This window comes from Priestia sp. 40 (genome assembly GCF_049368575.1).
Lineage (GTDB): Bacteria > Bacillota > Bacilli > Bacillales > Bacillaceae_H > Priestia > Priestia zanthoxyli.
Genome location: NZ_JBMPZA010000012.1, coordinates 136,288 through 153,786, shown reverse-complemented (window position 1 = coordinate 153,786; position 17,499 = coordinate 136,288). Strand labels below are relative to the sequence as shown.

17 protein-coding genes are annotated in these 17,499 nt (G+C 37.7%); all 17 read left to right on the top strand.

Going from position 1 to position 17,499, the window contains the following annotated elements; all coding sequences use genetic code 11:
* The first annotated feature begins 21 nt into the window (after positions 1–21).
* The 17 genes from ACO1DI_RS13605 (at position 22) to ACO1DI_RS13525 (ending at position 17,495) form a co-directional block, all read left to right on the top strand.
* Entirely contained in the window at positions 22–234 is a 213-nt protein-coding gene (locus ACO1DI_RS13605) for a hypothetical protein (RefSeq protein WP_423145376.1), read from the top strand.
* A 28-nt stretch (positions 235–262) separates the two neighbouring features.
* Positions 263–1,720, top strand: coding sequence for an aldehyde dehydrogenase family protein (locus ACO1DI_RS13600; protein ID WP_209369224.1), 1,458 nt, complete (start codon positions 263–265; stop codon positions 1,718–1,720).
* A 29-nt stretch (positions 1,721–1,749) separates the two neighbouring features.
* Positions 1,750–3,270: a M81 family metallopeptidase gene (locus ACO1DI_RS13595; protein ID WP_221779980.1), complete on the top strand. Its 1,521-nt coding sequence runs from the start codon at positions 1,750–1,752 to the stop codon at positions 3,268–3,270.
* Positions 3,258–3,737, top strand: a complete 480-nt coding sequence (locus ACO1DI_RS13590) for a GNAT family N-acetyltransferase (RefSeq protein ID WP_014460080.1) — start codon at positions 3,258–3,260, stop codon at positions 3,735–3,737. Before ACO1DI_RS13595 ends, ACO1DI_RS13590 begins: the two co-directional genes overlap by 13 nt.
* A gap of 42 nt (positions 3,738–3,779) precedes the next feature.
* Positions 3,780–5,189, top strand: a complete 1,410-nt coding sequence (gene ablA, locus ACO1DI_RS13585) for a lysine 2,3-aminomutase (RefSeq protein ID WP_098626453.1) — start codon at positions 3,780–3,782, stop codon at positions 5,187–5,189.
* A gap of 2 nt (positions 5,190–5,191) precedes the next feature.
* A complete protein-coding gene (locus ACO1DI_RS13580; RefSeq protein WP_013057076.1) occupies positions 5,192–5,470 on the top strand; it encodes a YokU family protein in 279 nt (92 codons plus the stop codon).
* 101 nt (positions 5,471–5,571) lie between these two features.
* Positions 5,572–7,053, top strand: coding sequence for an amino acid permease (locus tag ACO1DI_RS13575; protein WP_226701241.1), 1,482 nt, complete (start codon positions 5,572–5,574; stop codon positions 7,051–7,053).
* A 212-nt stretch (positions 7,054–7,265) separates the two neighbouring features.
* Entirely contained in the window at positions 7,266–8,012 is a 747-nt protein-coding gene (locus ACO1DI_RS13570; protein WP_226701242.1) for an MBL fold metallo-hydrolase, read from the top strand.
* 30 nt (positions 8,013–8,042) lie between these two features.
* Complete coding sequence (locus ACO1DI_RS13565; RefSeq protein WP_033578994.1) at positions 8,043–8,300, top strand: hypothetical protein; 258 nt, start codon at positions 8,043–8,045, stop codon at positions 8,298–8,300.
* Between the two features lie 41 nt (positions 8,301–8,341).
* A complete protein-coding gene (locus ACO1DI_RS13560; protein ID WP_098626459.1) occupies positions 8,342–8,803 on the top strand; it encodes a GNAT family N-acetyltransferase in 462 nt (153 codons plus the stop codon).
* Between the two features lie 190 nt (positions 8,804–8,993).
* Complete coding sequence (locus ACO1DI_RS13555; protein WP_014460073.1) at positions 8,994–10,166, top strand: iron-containing alcohol dehydrogenase; 1,173 nt, start codon at positions 8,994–8,996, stop codon at positions 10,164–10,166.
* Positions 10,167–10,347: 181 nt separating this feature from the next.
* Positions 10,348–11,553: an MFS transporter gene (locus tag ACO1DI_RS13550; protein ID WP_098626461.1), complete on the top strand. Its 1,206-nt coding sequence runs from the start codon at positions 10,348–10,350 to the stop codon at positions 11,551–11,553.
* Positions 11,554–12,104: 551 nt separating this feature from the next.
* Positions 12,105–13,367 carry an ATP-grasp domain-containing protein gene (locus ACO1DI_RS13545; RefSeq protein ID WP_423145375.1) on the top strand — a complete coding sequence of 421 codons (1,263 nt, stop codon included), beginning with the start codon at positions 12,105–12,107 and terminating at the stop codon, positions 13,365–13,367.
* Positions 13,368–13,382: 15 nt separating this feature from the next.
* Positions 13,383–13,943 (top strand): hypothetical protein, encoded by a 561-nt coding sequence (locus ACO1DI_RS13540; RefSeq protein WP_014460069.1) that lies wholly within the window; start codon positions 13,383–13,385, stop codon positions 13,941–13,943.
* A 32-nt stretch (positions 13,944–13,975) separates the two neighbouring features.
* Positions 13,976–14,914, top strand: coding sequence for a DMT family transporter (locus tag ACO1DI_RS13535; protein ID WP_098626465.1), 939 nt, complete (start codon positions 13,976–13,978; stop codon positions 14,912–14,914).
* Between the two features lie 28 nt (positions 14,915–14,942).
* Entirely contained in the window at positions 14,943–16,178 is a 1,236-nt protein-coding gene (locus ACO1DI_RS13530; RefSeq protein WP_014460067.1) for a DUF6421 family protein, read from the top strand.
* A 15-nt stretch (positions 16,179–16,193) separates the two neighbouring features.
* Positions 16,194–17,495, top strand: a complete 1,302-nt coding sequence (locus ACO1DI_RS13525; protein ID WP_098626467.1) for a valine--pyruvate transaminase — start codon at positions 16,194–16,196, stop codon at positions 17,493–17,495.
* Positions 17,496–17,499: the final 4 nt, after the last annotated feature.

Genomic DNA, 17,499 nt, shown 5'->3' with positions numbered 1-17,499 from the left:
GAGGTTAGAGGAATTGGTATGATGATTGGTATTGAATTTCATGTTGAAACAGCAGCTGCTTATGTCCCTGTTATTAAATCAAAAGCGCTGGAAAAAAGACTGCTAATTATGAACTGTGGAGTCAAAGGGCAAACCATTCGTTTAATGCTGCCGCTAAATATTGATAAAGACGTGCTGGATCAAGGACTGTCTTTACTAGAAGAAGCCATCACAGAAGCAGTTTCAATTAACTAGCTTTTTAAATGAAAAGGAGGGTAACAATATGAGTCAGACTAAAATCGAACTGTTACAAGGAAATTTATATATTAACGGCGAGTGGGTAAGTGAAGAGGAGCAAACCTATTTTGAAAGTATAAACCCTGCAACACAAGAGCTCGTTGGAACGTGCGCAGCCGCTACGGCTAGTCAAGTTGATGATGCGGTAAAAGCGGCTAGTACAGCCTACAGCCACTGGAAAAATACATCTATTCCTGAACGTGCAGCATTTTTAACAAAAGCAGCTGAGCTTTTTGAAGACAGAAAAGAAGAGCTAGCTCAAGTGATGACAAAAGAGATGGGAAAACCGCTGACAGAATCCATAGGGGAAGTTGGTGTCGTCATTGCAACAGCTCAGTATATGGCTGGAGAAGGAAGACGTTTGTTTGGCGAAATAGTGCCCGCTGGCTTTCCTGACCGAGATATAAAAATGGTTCGCGAACCGCTTGGAGTTGTGGCATGTATTACACCTTGGAACTTTCCTGTTTCTCTCGCTTCTTATAAAATGTTTGCCGCTTTAATCGCTGGCAATACCGTTGTCTGGAAGCCGGCTTCAGAAGTAGCGCTCTCAGCGAAGATTTTTATGGAAGTATTGCACGCTGCGGGGCTTCCAAAAGGAACAATTAATTTGCTTACAGGATCGGGCAGAATTGTTGGACAAAAGCTTGCTACGCACTCTGAAGTGAAAATCATATCATTTACAGGTTCTACGGAAGTTGGTCAGCAGTTAGCAGAAATGAGCAGCAAAACCTTAAAACGAATTTCTTTAGAGCTAGGAGGAAAAAACGCTGTTATTGTGTTAAAGGATGCCGATTTGGATAAAGCAGCAGAAGGAATTGTTAAATCAGCATTTACGACAACGGGGCAGCGCTGTACCGCAGCTAGTAGAGTGATTGTGGAGCGTTCAGTAAAAGAAGAGCTTTTGAAAAAAGTAATAGCTCTTACAAAAGAAATGAAGATTGGAAATGGTCTTGAACAAGGAGTTGTGATAGGACCGCTTGTTAATGAACAGCAGTGCCGTTTAGTAGAAAATTACGTACAAAAAGCGGTGGAAGAAGGCGGAAATATTGCGCTTGGAGGTCATGCTTTATCAGAGTTAGGAACTTGTTATTACATGCCTACAATTATTGATAACGTCCATTCGAACCACACAATTGCTCAAGAGGAGATTTTTGGTCCCGTGCTTGCTTTTATTGAAGTAGATGGCTACGAAGAAGCAATGAGCGTCAATAATGGAACGATGTACGGGCTTTCCACTTCTATTTATACAAGCAGCTTGCACTATGCCAGCCGAGCGGCAAAAGACGCTGTTAGCGGATTAGTCTATATCAATAACGGAACATCTAATGCTGAAATGGGAGTAGCATTCGGAGGAATGAAAATGTCTGGCAACGGCCACAGGGAAGTTTCTCATCATGCATTTGATGTGATGACAGAATGGAAGTCTGTCTACACCAACTATTAATCTCGCACCTTAGCGAAAAGGAGGAGCACATGTCTTCATATCGCATTGGCATTGCCTTTTTTTATCATGAATCTCACAGCTTTAGTCCATTAAAAACAGAAATAGAACACTTTGTACAAGAAGGCTATTTTGTTGGAACGGAAATATATAAAGCATACTCAGGAACCAAAACAGAAGTAGGGGGATTTTTAGATGTATTAAAGCAAGAGAAGCAAGTAGAAATCGTTCCCCTTGTTTGTGCAGCTGCAGTTCCGTCTGGGATTGTATCTTCAGCAGCTTATTACACAATTGAAAAGCAAATGTTGCATACGCTTACTCACGCCGGCCCGCTAGATGGCTTATTAATCGCTTTGCACGGCGCAATGGTAGTAGAGCATCTTTTCGATCCTGAAGCTCATTTGTTAAGTCAGATAAGAAGCTGCATAGGAAGCGACGTTCCCATTGCTACTACGCTCGATATGCACGCAAATATCAGTGAAGATATGCTTACGTACACGCCGCTTCATTTCGGGTTTAAAACATATCCTCATGTTGATATGTACGAACAAGGAGTGAACGCTGCGCGAGCGCTTTTAACACAAGTAAAAGAAAGCGTTATCTATTATGCATCTTTTAAAAAAATGCCTATGCTTTTGCCGTCGATTAATATGCGAACAGCAGAAGGGCCGATGAAAAAAATGATGGACCTTGCTAAGCAAGCCGAGCAAGAAGAAGACGTATACAATGTTTCTATTTTTGGAGGCTTTCCTTATTCTGATATTTCAATTGCCGGAGCAAGCGTGCTCGTAACAGCTTTGAATCCTGAAACAGCAGAAAAAATAGCAAAGAGACTAGCTTCTCAGTTTTGGAGTATAAAAGAAGATTTTATCGTGGATTTGCCTACCGTTGAAGAGGGTCTGCAAACAGCGTTAAAACTATCAGACGAACAGCCAATAGTGCTCGCTGATATAGCGGACAATCCTTTAAGCTGCGGAAGCGGCGATACAACAGAGCTTTTGGAATACATGCTGAAGCTAAATATGCCGAGGACACTGTTTGGAGGTCTTTATGACCCTGAATCTATTAAACAATGCGTGCAAGCAGGAGCTGGGAATTACGTCTCTCTTTCCTTAGGAGGAAAAGTTTCTCCTGAGTTCGGAAAGCCCGTTGAAGTTGAGGCCAAGGTCGTTGCTTTGTCGGAAGGTGAGTTTTACAATTCAGGACCGTTTAATCAGCATTTAAAAGTAAATGTAAAAGGTGCAGCTCACATTCAAGTAGGAGAATTGGATATTTTGCTGATTGGAAGGCCGGTATCAGCCAATGATCCTGAACTTTTTCGCCATATTGGCATTGAGCCAGCGACGAAAAAAATCATTGGTTTAAAAGCTAAAAATCATTTCAGAGCCGCTTTTGAACCGCTTGTAGGATCTATCATCTATGTGGATGCGCCAGGCGTAGCGTCAAACCGCTTAACGACCTTTAATTATCAGCACCTTCCAAGTCCAATATGGCCGCTGCAAGATGCAAAATATGAAAGTGAAAAAAGGAGGAAAGAAAAATGGATGCATTAAAAGAGCAGTACTATATCGAAGTGCCGGAATCGTTAAATCCTGAGCAGCAAAAAATGATGATTGAACTTGAAAAAGATGCGTTTCCCGGCATGGGAGCCGTTGATGAACAGACGCTTGTACCTTTAGCACGCTATGGAAAGCTCATTCAATATTTCCAGGAAAATGACGCAAGGCCAATTGCCATTTGCGAGCTGCTTCGAGATTACAAAGATGTCACAAAAGCTTATATCTTTGGTTTCTACGTCCGCTCTGATAAACAAGGAAGCGGAATTGGACAGCTGTTCTTAGAAGAAATATTTTCGATTTTACAAAAAGATAGTTTTGAGAGCGTTTGTTTGACTGTGAATGTGAAAAATGAAGGCGCTGTGAAGCTGTATAAAAAAATGGGCTTTACGATTAAAGAAACGCGATCAGGAGAGTTTGGCGAAGGAGAAGATCGCTATTATATGGTGCGGTCAATTTCTTAGTAGAACATCTATTCAAAAAATGAACTTTGGAGGGAATATAAAATGAAAAATACATTATATAAAGTAAGCAGACACTGGAAAGAAATCGAGCTTTGGAAAGATGTAACGGACGAGCAGTGGAACGACTGGGTATGGCAGCTGACAAACACAATTAAAACATTGGAAGATTTAAAGAAAGTCATAAATTTAACACCTCAAGAAGAAGAAGGCGTAAAAATTGCAACCAAAACGATTCCGTTAAATATCACTCCTTATTACGCATGGTTAATGGATGAGAACGATCCGAAATGTCCAATCAGAATGCAGTCCGTTCCTATTTCAGAAGAACTGCATAAAACAAGGTATGATTTAGAAGATCCGCTTCACGAAGATGAAGATTCACCGGTTCCTGGCTTAACGCATCGTTATCCCGACCGCGTGCTGTTTTTAGTTACAAATCAATGCTCGATGTACTGCCGCTACTGTACAAGAAGACGTTTTTCAGGACAAATTGGCATGGGCGTTCCAAAAAAACAGCTGGATACAGCTATTAATTACATTGCAGCCAACCCTCAAATCCGTGATGTATTAATTTCTGGAGGAGACGGACTATTAATCAATGACAATATTTTAGAATATATTTTGAAAAATTTGCGCGATATTCCGCACGTAGAAATTATTCGTATCGGTACAAGAGCACCGGTGGTGTTCCCGCAGCGCATTACAGAAAACCTGTGCAATATCTTAAAGAAATATCATCCGGTTTGGCTAAATACGCATTTTAACACATCAATTGAAATTACAGAAGAATCAAAGCGTGCTTGTGAAATGCTTTCGAACGCAGGAGTTCCAGTCGGAAACCAAGCGGTTATTTTAGCCGGAATTAATGACAGCGTGCCAATCATGAAGCAGCTTATGCATGATTTAGTAAAGATTCGCGTGCGTCCTTACTACATTTATCAATGTGATTTATCAGAAGGAATCGGTCATTTCCGTGCGCCAATCAGCAAAGGGCTAGAAATTATGGAAGGACTTCGAGGCCATACGTCCGGCTATGCAGTTCCTACATTTATCGTGGATGCTCCTGGAGGAGGCGGTAAAATTCCATTGCAGCCAAATTACATTATTTCTCAAAGCTCCAATAAAGTTGTGCTTCGAAACTTTGAAGGTGTTATTACGTCTTATCCGGAGCCGCAAAATTACCAAAGTGGTAGCGCAGAAGAATTTTATAAAAAAGTATATCCTGAAGTGTTTGAAAAATTTGAAAGCAACGGTGTTCTTTCGATTATTGATGATACAAAGTTCAACTTAACGCCAGAAGGTCTGAACCGTCTTGACCGCCGGAAAACGTACGATCAAAATCCAGAGCATAGCTCTTTAAAAGACAAGCGTGAAAAGCGCGATCAATTAAAAGAGAAAAAATTTGAAACGCAAATGAAAAAATACGAAACGGCGGGAGCGAAGGAGGAATAATATTGAAATGTCAATGGTGCGAATCCTATGAAGCGAAAGAGACGGATGCAACGGTATATTGGGAGCTTCCTGACGGCACAAAAGCTATAGAAATTAAAGAGACGCCTTCCATTACATGTTCAGAATGCGGAATTACGTATCAAACAGATGAAACGGTTGGACACATTGAAGATCAACTGTTTTTAATCAACACCTCTGCCTTAGAAAAAAGTGTAACGTACGAACAGCTTATGAGCTTGCCTCGTCTATTAAAACGAAACTACTTTGATTTTTCAAAGTAAGCAATGAAGGATCCATCTCCTGCTTTTTGTGGGAGATGGATATTCTTATACGCTTTACGTTAAACATGTGCGCATAGTTCATTTATAAAGGTGGGATAAGTATGGAAGCGGTCGATATAAATCGTAATGAAGAAGAAAAAAAGCAGGACGATAAGCATATAAAACGCCATTTAAAAGCACGTCATATGACCATGATTGCCATTGGAGGGTCAATAGGAACGGGCTTATTTCTAGCTACCGGATCATCCATCCAAACTGCTGGACCTGGAGGAGCGCTGATTGCTTACGGGGCCATTGGAATTATGGTTTACTTTCTCATGACTAGCCTTGGAGAAATGGCCACGTTTATGCCGGTATCAGGTTCTTTTTCAACGTACGCCAGTCATTATGTAGACCCAGCTCTCGGCTTTGCGCTCGGCTGGAACTACTGGTTTAACTGGGCTGTTACGCTCGCTGTAGAAATAGCTGCTTCTGCTATTATCATGAAGTTTTGGTTCCCTGATGTGCCAAGTATTATCTGGAGCGCTTTGTTTTTAGGCTTAATTTTTTTACTTAATTTCCTATCTGTAAAAAGCTATGGAGAATCTGAATATTGGTTTGCTCTCGTAAAAGTAGTAACCATCATTGTGTTTATCGGAGTGGGCCTTCTGACCATATTTGGCATTTTCGGCGGTGAATATATCGGTTTTAAAAACTTTACATTAGAAGAAGCGCCGGTCAACGGCGGATTTCTGTCCGTACTAAGCATTTTCTTTATCGCGGGATTTTCTTTTCAAGGTACAGAGCTAGTCGGCATTGCGGCGGGGGAAAGTGAAAACCCTCAAAAAAATATCCCTAAAGCCATTCGCCAAGTCTTTTGGCGCATTCTTCTATTTTATATTGCAGCCATTGCTGTAATCGGGCTTATCATTCCTTACACAAGTCCATCTCTTCTAGGAGGAGATGTGGATAACATTGCTGTTAGTCCATTTACGCTTGTTTTTGAAAAAGCAGGAATTGCTGCAGCTGCTTCGGTGATGAATGCTGTTATTCTTACCTCGGTTTTATCAGCCGGAACTTCTGGCTTATATGCTTCTACGCGAATGTTGTGGTCCATGGCCAATGAAGGGCAAGCGCCTAAAGCGCTTCGAAAAATTAATCGTCGAGGAATTCCAGTAAACGCGCTTGTTTTAACTACGATCATTGGCGGTCTTGCCTTTTTAACATCAATTTTTGGTGATCAAATGTATATGTGGCTTTTAAACGCTTCAGGCATGAGCGGATTTATTGCATGGATTGGTATTGCCATCAGCCACTATCGTTTCCGAAAAGCATATGTTGCTTCAGGACGGGATATAAATGATCTAGCCTATAAAGCAAAATGGTTTCCTCTAGGTCCTGTTCTTGCATTTGGAATGTGTCTCATCGTTATTCTAGGACAAAACTATCAAGCGGTACTTTCTGACAAAATTGATTGGTACGGCTTAACGGTCTCATACATCGGACTTCCTCTCTTTTTAGCGACGTGGTGGGGATATAAAGTAGCAAAGAAAACCAAGGTTGTGTCTTTGCACGAGTGTATTCAAAAAGAGGATAAGAAATAAAAAAAGGTGAGCCTTAGACAACAAGGCTCACCTTTTTACTTATAAAAATCATTCATATTAGGCTTCATTCTATAGATAGCATAACACAAAAAGTGATTTTTTTCCAGTCTGGTTTTTATTTTGTTTATTGATAAAATTCAAGAATAGCTCTGTAAGCTGCGCAATTATAGAAGGTTAAAACCTTGTAATTTTAATAAGAAAAGGGGTTTGTGATGAGAATTTCAGAAGGTGTTGAAATGATACAGTTGACTGCTAGAGCGTTTAATCAAGACATAACATTAAATCCTACATTAGTTTGGAATAATGAAGAAGTTATTTTAATTGATACAGGAATGCCTGACCAAATCGATCAACTTAAAGAGGCGTTAAACAAATTAAATATGTCTATTGAACAGCTAAAAGTAATTCTTCTAACACATCAAGATCTAGATCATATAGGATGCGCTGCTGATATACGAAATAATTCAGATAAAAATATCATCGTATATGCTCATGAATTTGATAAGCCGTACATTGAAGGAAAACTTCCGCTTATTAAAACGAATGCGAGTCAAATGAGTAAAGAAGAACTATCAGCTATACCTGATGAAATAAAATATTTATATAAAACCCCTCCAAAAGTTGACGTGGATATAGTATTAAAAGGAAGTCAACTGCTTCCATACTGCGGAGGCATTGAAGTTATTTTTACTCCCGGACATACGCCTGGGCACGTTAGTTTTTATTTAAGAAAATCAAAAACGCTGGTTGCCGGAGATGCTCTAGTATTGGCAAATGGACAGCTAATGGAACCTGTTAAACAAACGACCTTAAATATGGACCAAGCAGTTCAATCACTTGAAAAGTTTTTAAACTATGAGATCGAGCATGTTATTTGTTATCACGGAGGCTATTTTCAAGGCTGTCCGAAAGAAGCGATTTTAAGGATAAAAGAACACGTTGCAGAGAGACAAAGTTAAGATAAATAGAAGCCAAAGGGGATGGACAAAATGTTTACACCAACTATCAGTGTCCGAAAAATAAATGATAATCTCATTATAAAATGGCAGCTTGCACACTTTACGATTCCGTTAGAAGACATTCTTGAAGTAACGGAAGATGACACGTACGGAGGCAAAGAAGCAAACGCCATTCGAATCGGCCCTCCGTACGGAACGACTGACCGCATCTTTATAAAAACGACCAATAAAAACTATCTGTTATTTACCTCAAACGCACCGGCTATATTAAACGAAATAAATTCATAACGATCACATTACTAAATACGAGATATATAGGAGAGAAAAAATTGAAGATTAGCCGTACTTTCGATGCTGATAAAATCGCCAAGCTTAATCAATCCGTTCATCAACTGCATGTAGAATTATACCCCGAGCACTTTCAATCATATGATTTTCAGAAGATACATGAATTTTTTAAGAAAGTGATGAAAAACGATAGATTTATCTTTCTTTTAGGAGAAGACGATGGAGAGCATGTGGGATTCGCTTGGCTAGAAATAAAGCAGTATTCAGAGACAGTGTTTAAAAAAGCTTACGAGTCAATTTATGTTCATCAAATAAATATCGCCGAACATTATAAAAACAAAGGGTTTGGTTCGAGTTTGATGAAAGAAATTTATAGTATTGCTCGTGAAAAAGAGATCACTACAATTGAGTTAGACTATTGGAGTGACAATACGATTGCCGAGAGCTTTTACGAAAAAGAAGGCTTTGTTACGTATAGAAAAATGGTTTATAAAGAACTTTAAAGAGAGCATTTACTTGCTCTCTTTTTTATACCTAAGAAGCCATTTTCTTTATTTTAATTACTCAATAAAATAAAGTACGCGATTTGAGAACCTAACTCTTGAAAAATTTTTGTTTTACATTTATACTTACATTCTTGTTCGCGTAATGCGACAACTTACTTTATATTCAACTAGGAGGTATACAGATAGTATGGAAAATTTCATTTATCATAATCCCACAAAATTAATCTTCGGAAAAGATCAGCTTCAAGCATTATCAGAAGAACTCCCGAAATACGGAAAAAATATTTTGCTTGTATATGGCGGAGGAAGCATTAAGAAAAACGGTTTATACGATCAAGTTCTTACGCTGTTAAGAGAGTTAAACGTAAATATACATGAGTTAGCGGGCGTAGAGCCAAATCCTCGACTATCTACGGTACGAAAAGGAATTGAAATTTGCCGAAATGAAAACATTGACTTCATGTTAGCAGTCGGCGGAGGAAGCGTTATTGACTGCACAAAAGCAATCGCTGCCGGAGCTGAGTATGAAGGCGACGTTTGGGATATTATTAACAAAAAAGTAACGGCTACAAAAGCACTGCCGTTTGGAACGGTATTAACGTTGGCAGCAACAGGTTCTGAAATGAATCCTGATTCTGTTATTACGAATTGGGAAACAAATGAAAAATACGTTTGGGGAAGCGCCGTTACGCACCCTGTATTTTCTATACTAGATCCTGTGAACACGATGTCTGTTCCTAGAGATCAAACTATCTACGGCATGGTAGACATGATGAGTCATGTGTTCGAACAATATTTCCATAACGTGAAAAACACGCCTTTACAAGATCGTATGTGCTATTCCGTATTACAAACAGTAATTGAAACAGCACCGAAATTGCTAGAAGATCTGCAAAGCTACGAACATCGCGAAACGATTTTATATTCCGGAACAATCGCATTAAACGGAACACTTCAAATGGGATACTTTGGAGATTGGGCTTCACATACAATTGAACACGCGGTATCAGCAGTATATGACATTCCTCATGCGGGCGGTTTAGCAATCTTATTCCCAAATTGGATGCGACACGTTGTAGATCAAGATGTAACTCGTATGAAACGCGTCATGACAAGCATGTTTGATATTGAAACTGCAGGTAAAAGTGACAAAGAAATTGCGTTAGAAGGAATCGATAAGCTAAGCGCTTTTTGGTCAAGCCTTGGTGCACCTTCTCGCTTAGCAGATTACGATATCGGAGAAGAGCGACTAGACGAAATTGCTGGAATTGCTGCTCGTGAAATGGAGCACGGAGGTTTCGGTAACTTTAAGAAACTAAATAAAGATGATATTTTAGCTATTTTAAAAGCATCACTGTAAAGTGAAAAATAAAAAAGAAGGAGACACCTGTCTTCTTCTTTTTGTTTTATCTTATAAATGACTGGAAATTAAGTAGAGTAGGAAGAATGGTTTTTTTCTCAAATTTCAGTTAACAACTAAAGGAAAAGCTTTATAATTAAGTACAGAAAGAAAGTTTTAGAGAATTTAAGGGAGTGGGGAGATGAAAAAGTTTGCGCTAGCTTCATATGCGCTTTATTTGTTGGGCGGATTAGTCATTACAGCCGTAGGATCCGTCTTACCGCAATTGTTAACACATTATCATGTGTCCTATACAGTTGGCGGACAGCTTGTATTATTAGGTTCTTTAGGATTTTTGATAGGAGTTCCGCTTTCTTCTTTTCTATTAGGACGCTTCAGCGAAATGAATTTACTTACAATTGCCGCACTAATGATAGCGTTATCACAAATAGGTATGCTTTTATTGCCTCCATTTGAGTGGATTATTGCATTCAATTTTTTAAACGGTATTGGTGTAGCCGCATTGGAAGTAGTTGTAGCTACTTTAATGATGGAAGTATTTATCGGTAGAAGAGCTATTGTTATGAGTTATTTAGAAGTATCATTCGGTCTAGGTGCGCTGTTGATGCCGTTAGTAGCTAGCTTATTGATTTCACAGAACAGCTGGAGGTTTTCATTTTTTATAACAAGTGTACTAGCTTTACTAATGGTTGTGGTTTGTAAAATAATTCCTTTTAAAAAAGAGACTGTTTCAACTTCAGAAAGCGATGCTTCAGATGCCAGCTCAGAACCTGCGCCTGTGCTTACTAAAAATCAAAGGTGGAAAATACTTACTCTTTTTAGTGTGATGATTTTTATGTATGCCGGAGTAGAAAGCAGTATGAATAATTTTCTTTCGTCTATTTTTATCACATATCTAGACGTAATTCCCTCACAGGCTACTTTAAGCATAAGCGTTTTTTGGGTAGCTATGCTCATAGGACGAGTGGCTACTGGATGGATTATTCGAATTGTTACATACGAACGTTATCTTTTTGGTAGCATTGGAGGGACAATTGTGAGTTTAGTGCTGTTTATTGTGTTAAAAGAAGCAGTAGCAGGCTATATTTTATTAGGGTTTTTAGGGCTTGCAATGTCAGGTATCTATTCGATAACGATGGTATATGCTAACCATACGTTTACCGGATCTGCCCGTATTGTAACAAGTTTAATTACTGGTTTTTCAGGGCTTGGAGGAGCTATTTTTCCTGCACTTATTGGCTTTACTATGGACACAAGCGGAATTACCTCAGCACTTTGGTACATAACAGCTTTTGCATGTTTATATCTTCTGGCGCTCTGCATCATTTTTTTCGTTCAGCGTGATGCAAAACAAAAAGCTAATAATCATTTGCAGCCTATGAAATAAATGTTACGTCAAAAAAAGAAGTGAACTTATAAGTTCACTTCTTTTTCTTTTTATTTTCTCTTTCGTTATAGTAAACAAAAAGGGTTCACATAAATTCAAACTAAAAAGTGAAAAATGGATATATCTATGAAAAAGGAGTGCAATATGAAAGAAGTGAATATAAAGGATCCCGCATTAAACCCCGACGTGGCATTAAAAAGAATACTAAATGAGATGGCTGAAAAAGATGTAACTTTATAAATGGTTAATATCTATTTTAATAAAAAATAAAAAAAGAAAGGTTGAATCTATGTCGACCTTTCTTTTTTTTAGAAAAATTCTCATTAAATTTTTTCTAACAATATCTTTATAATCAAATAGCAAAATTCCTGCTTTTAAGTTCGTTTTAGTATTAACCCTACAAACCATTCTTTTCTTTACTTTTTACTAATATATCAAATATTCTATATATTCCTAATGTTATATAAAATTAAATTGACAAATATATGAAGCGATTATTAGAATTTAGTCATTGAACAGTGAAGAGCTGTTTAAAAGTAGGGGGGAAGTAAATGCCGTTACAAAACAAGCATCTAGCAGTTGTGTTACAAAATACATATTTACCGTTTATTTTTGAAGAAGCAGAAGCTCTCGGAATTAAAGTGACGTTTTTTTATAACCAAGAAGAAGTGGAACCTAAGCATCTTAAAAACGTACAAAATTTCATACCCATCGATTTATTTCACACCCCAGACAAAGCTCTTGAAATTATTAAAGCAGAGCATCACAAAAATCCTTTTGACGGCATTATGACATTATATGAGCCTGCATTAGAGTTTGTATCTCAGCTGACAGAAGAATTAAACTTACCTGGTTTATCACCGTTTGTGATTAGTAACTGTCGCAACAAACAGAAAATGAGAGAGGTTTTAAAAGATAATGATCTTAACACTCCGTATTTTAAAGAGGTTGAAAATACGGAGGAATTAAAGAATCTTTCACTGCCTTATCCTGTCGTAGTAAAACCTTCTAACGGATTTTCCAGTCAAGGTGTATCACGAGCGAATAATAAAAAAGAACTGATTGACAGCATAGAAAAAGTGAGACGCGTAAATGAAGAAGACCTAAGTAAATTCATAAAAAATAAAACGGGCATGGTAATTGAACAATTTGTAGACGGACCAGAGTTTGCTATTGAGACGTTTTCTGTACAAGGAGAGGTTTGTGTACTCTCTATAGGCTACAAAGGAAATTCCAAAGGGCCTTTTTTTGAAGAAGGTGTTTATATAGCGCCAGCTCACCTAGAAGAAAACGTTTGGGAATCTATTTCGCAAGAAGCAGCTAAAGCAGCAACCGCTTTAGGGATTGAGAATGGCCCCGCTCATATTGAATTACGTTTGGACCCAGCAGGAAAACCTTATGTAATTGAAATAGGAGCGCGCATTGGAGGGTCTGGGATTTCTCATTATATCGTAAAAGAAAGTACAGGTATTAACTATATGGAGCTAGTTTTTCACTATGTATTAGGATTAAAACCTCCTGTATTAAAAAATGAAAGAAAACGAAAGAAAGTGGTGGGCAACTACATTATCCCTGTGCAAGCCCATGGGATTTTTAAAGAAATTCGAGGCTTAGAAGACGTGCGCAGAGATACTGAAGTAAAAAGAGTTATTCAATTTATAACTGAAGGGACAGACATTTTACCATATCCGCACTTTTCAGGGTATCCTGGATTTATTTTAACCACTCATGACTCTTATTCCGACTGTGAGCAGTATTACAGCTATTTAGATAACAAAGTAAAAATCGTTTATCAAAATAAAGTAAACGCATAGGGGGTATCAAAGGCTATGATAGTTGCAGAGTCGTCTAGTAAGAAAAATAAGCAGCTTCAAAAGATTAGCATTATCCATACCTTAGGGCCTGAAGGAACAAATTGTGAAAAAGCAGGCTATCTGTGGTTTGAACGCCAAAGCATACAAGGTCAGGTCTTTTTGCATCAAACGTTGGAAGAAGCTTTAGTTCATGTGAAAGAAACAGAGAGTTCTGCTCTACTAGGCTGTGCGGTATATCCTTACTTACATGATATTGTGTTCAAAAATTTAACTAGTTTAGAGCTAGTAGATAGCTTTATTATGCCAACGTATAACATGGTGCTTGCCTCAAAAGAAGAGGTGATAACAAACAACAACCTGTTAATTGCTTCACATCCTGCCCCTGTTGATTTAGCTCATTCCATCAGTCCCAATGTTCAGTTAGTAAATAGTAATGCTCAAGCGGCGATTGATTGCTTAGAAGGAAAAGTAGACGCATGTATTACAACAAGTAAAGCTGCTAACGAGCAGGGGTTAACAGTTTTAAAAGATTTTGGAGAAGTGCCGATGTGTTTTACGCTCCACGGAAGAAAATAGGCTTAACTTTAAAAAAGAAATAAGGTGAAACAGTGATTTCTAAATTAACCCGTATTCATGTACATCTTTTGTTCTGTCTATTAGCCGTCATCGGGGGAACGACATGGGCTTTTCAAAAGACTGGATTAAAGGATAGCTTGCCTCTATGGTCAGCAGGTATGAGGTTTTTAATTGCTAGTTTAATAATTGCCCTCTACCTCTTATTCACAAAAAAAATGGCCGTTTCAAAAGAAGTAGTAATCATTTCAGCATTAAACGGAATTTTGTACTTTGCTCTACCGTTTGGTTCTGTTTATTGGGCATCCGTCTATTTGCCAAGCGGGCTTGTTTCCGTTTTAGCTGCCAGCATTTCAGTGTTTGCTCTTTTATTTAATCGCTTATTTAAAGGATCACCCGCTACAAAAGGGCAAAAGATAGGTGTAGTCATGTGCCTAATTGGTATGAGCGTTGTATTTGGAAATCAGCTGTTTATACAGGGAAATGTTATTCAAATAGTAGCCATGATCGTCATTTTAATGGCTATGCTAGGTTCTGCTTTTATAACTGTTCAAGTTCAATCTCGCATAAAATCCTTGCCTATTATGACCTTTAATTCTTTTTCGATGCTAAGTGGAGGCGCTTGTTTACTGATTGTTAGTTTATTTATAGAGAATGGAAACCGCACTTTCTCTGGGGTTAGTCTTATCTCATTATTGTACTTGGCTATTATAGGATCGGTCTTGGGGTTTTCTATTAATATTTATTTATTAAAAAAATGGCATATATCAAAAGCAACGGCGCATCTATTTATTTCACCGGTTATCGCCTTATATGTAGGATTTGTCTTTTTAGGTGAAACATTAAACAAACAGGTCTATATAGGTACAGCGTTTGTAATAACGGGGGTTATATTTATTAACTTGAAAAAGCAAATAGAGAAAAACACACATAACTCTACTCTTAAATCATCTAAAAATATTTCTGCTAAGTAGCTGTTCTAAAAAAAGGAGGGTTTTAATCATGTTAACAAAAAATCATACTCAAAGTTTAGTGGAGTTATTAAACGATAAAATAGTACCTGCTCTATATGAGATAAGAAAATATCAGGGCCCAAATGGAGAGGTCAAAAGAAATTACGAAACAGCTAGAGAGCTCTTATTAAAAGTAGTTACTGAAACTGAAACAATATATAACTCTTTAAATTTACCTGAAGTGTGGAATGCATTAAAAAATGACGTATGTGATTGGATTGAAAGAGGACTCGATCAATCTCCTTATTTTGATCAAACGTTAATTGCTTATAGCCCGCCTGCAAACGGAGAGGTGACGTTCTTTTTAGGACCGATTGTAACGCCTAATGGCCCTACAAAAAGAGGGTTTTATTTAGAAGCCTTTATCGCCGTTCGTGATGAACCCGAAATCATGAACTCCATTGAAGCAGACCTTCCTCATCCTAAAAATGGATGTGAATCTTTAAAGCTGTTGGCTGGTACTCAAGGATTTATGGAAGGGAAGTGTATTGTATTTTTCCCTGAGAATGTAAAAACAAAAGAAAAGGTAACAAGTCAAAACTTCGCGATATTTTTCTTTAATAAATTTCACAGCATATACAATGATGATACATTAAAAAGAGCGTATTCTATCTTTCCTGATTTTAACTTTAAATCTCATACTATGAATAGAGAAGACACCTATCAGGCAAGGGTAATCTGGGGATATCTACATGATTATTACCATCACTGCGGAAATAAACCTTTTGACCAGCATATACAGGCAAAAATGAATTTTTTTGCAGGCATACTGGAAGAAGTTAAAGTAGACTGTCAGACGGTGCTGACTCTTCATAAAAGAAAATATCCTTTTTGGGAAGAGATAACAGAATTTGTTCTCTTTGAACGACTTTTAAGATACCCTATTCAGCATAATGCACCCCGAAACTTTGATTCTGGAACAGGATTTTTTCTTTTTAGCTGGTTAGTTGCAAATGGGCATTCAATATCCCGAAAAGGAGACCATGCTTATTTAAATTTAGACATATGCTTAAAAGAACTGGATCTTTTAGTAAAAGAAATTGAAGAACTTGAAACGGTTCAAAGTGACTCTGACTATAAAGAAAAAGCTGAACATTATGTTCGAAAATACTTATTGCCTAGTGAGAATGGTGATAAATTTACTATTCCGAACAAGTACTTTATTAATCAGCAAAATAAAAAGATTGAAGTTCCATACTTACTATTCGATGACCATAATCTCTAAGGAGAAGATGCACTAATGAATGCTTTGCATTTAAGTAAAATCGGAAACAAAATGACTAATAAAGTAGGCGTTCGCGCTATTATGCATGACATCCAAGAAGTGCTCAATTCTGGTCTCAATCAATATGTGAATTTAAGCGCTGGCAATCCTGCCATACTCCCTCAAGTTTATGAAATGTGGGAAGAAGCTTTAAGAGATATTGTGAACGACAAACAACTAAAGAATTTGATTAGCCAATATGGTTCTAGTTACGGTACGTATGAATTAATTGATTGCATAAGAGAATACTTCTTTAGGAATTATCGTATTGAGCTGGACAGAGAACAAGTCTTAATCACTTCAGGGAGTCAAAATCTGTTTTTTTTAGCTATAAATTCATTTTGCGGTACAAGTAAAGAAGGAAGAGTTAAAAAAGCATTAATACCTATGCTGCCGGATTACGCTGGGTACAGCGGAGTGGCACTAGAGGAAGCTATAATAGAAGGAATTCCTCCTATCGTCTCAAAGCTTGACCATCATACGTTTCGTTATGAATTTAACAAACAGGCATTCAAAGATAAAATAGCACAGGACCCAGATATCGGAGCTGTCGTATTATCAAGACCTAATAATCCAAGCGGCAACATTCTTTCAAAAGAAGTCGTACACTTTATATCCCAAGTATGCAAGGACTATAACATTCCATTGCTAATTGATTCAGCGTACGCACCTCCTTTTCCGGCTATGAACTTTGTTGAAATGAATCCAATTATACATGACAACATCATTCACTGCATGAGTCTTTCTAAAGCCGGATTGCCTGGAGAGAGAATAGGAATTGCTATAGGAAAAAGTGACTTCATAAAAGTAATGGAAGCATTTCAATCAAACATTTTGATTCACTCTTCTAGGTTAGGTCAGCGGATGGTGGTTAACACCTTAAAGAACGGGAAGTTACCTGAAATTTCAGCTAACTATATAAGAACTCATTATAAACAAAAACATGACTATTTGAAAAATCTTTTAACTACACGTATGCCGGATGATATTTCTTGGTATTTACATAAAGCGGAAGGTTCGTTGTTTGGTTGGCTTTGGTTAGAAGGTTTGCCTTTCAGTGATAACGATCTATACAATAAATTAAAAGCAGAAAACTTGATTGTAGTACCAGGCGGATCATTCTTTCACGGCAACCGGTCTTGTCCTCACAACCAGGAGTGCATTCGCATAAGTCTTACTGCTACAGATGAGGAGTTAAAGAAAGGAATTGATATTCTTTCGTCAGTAGTCAAGAAAGTATACAGTTCAGATTTTATATGTGAAACAGAAAAAATCTAATTTC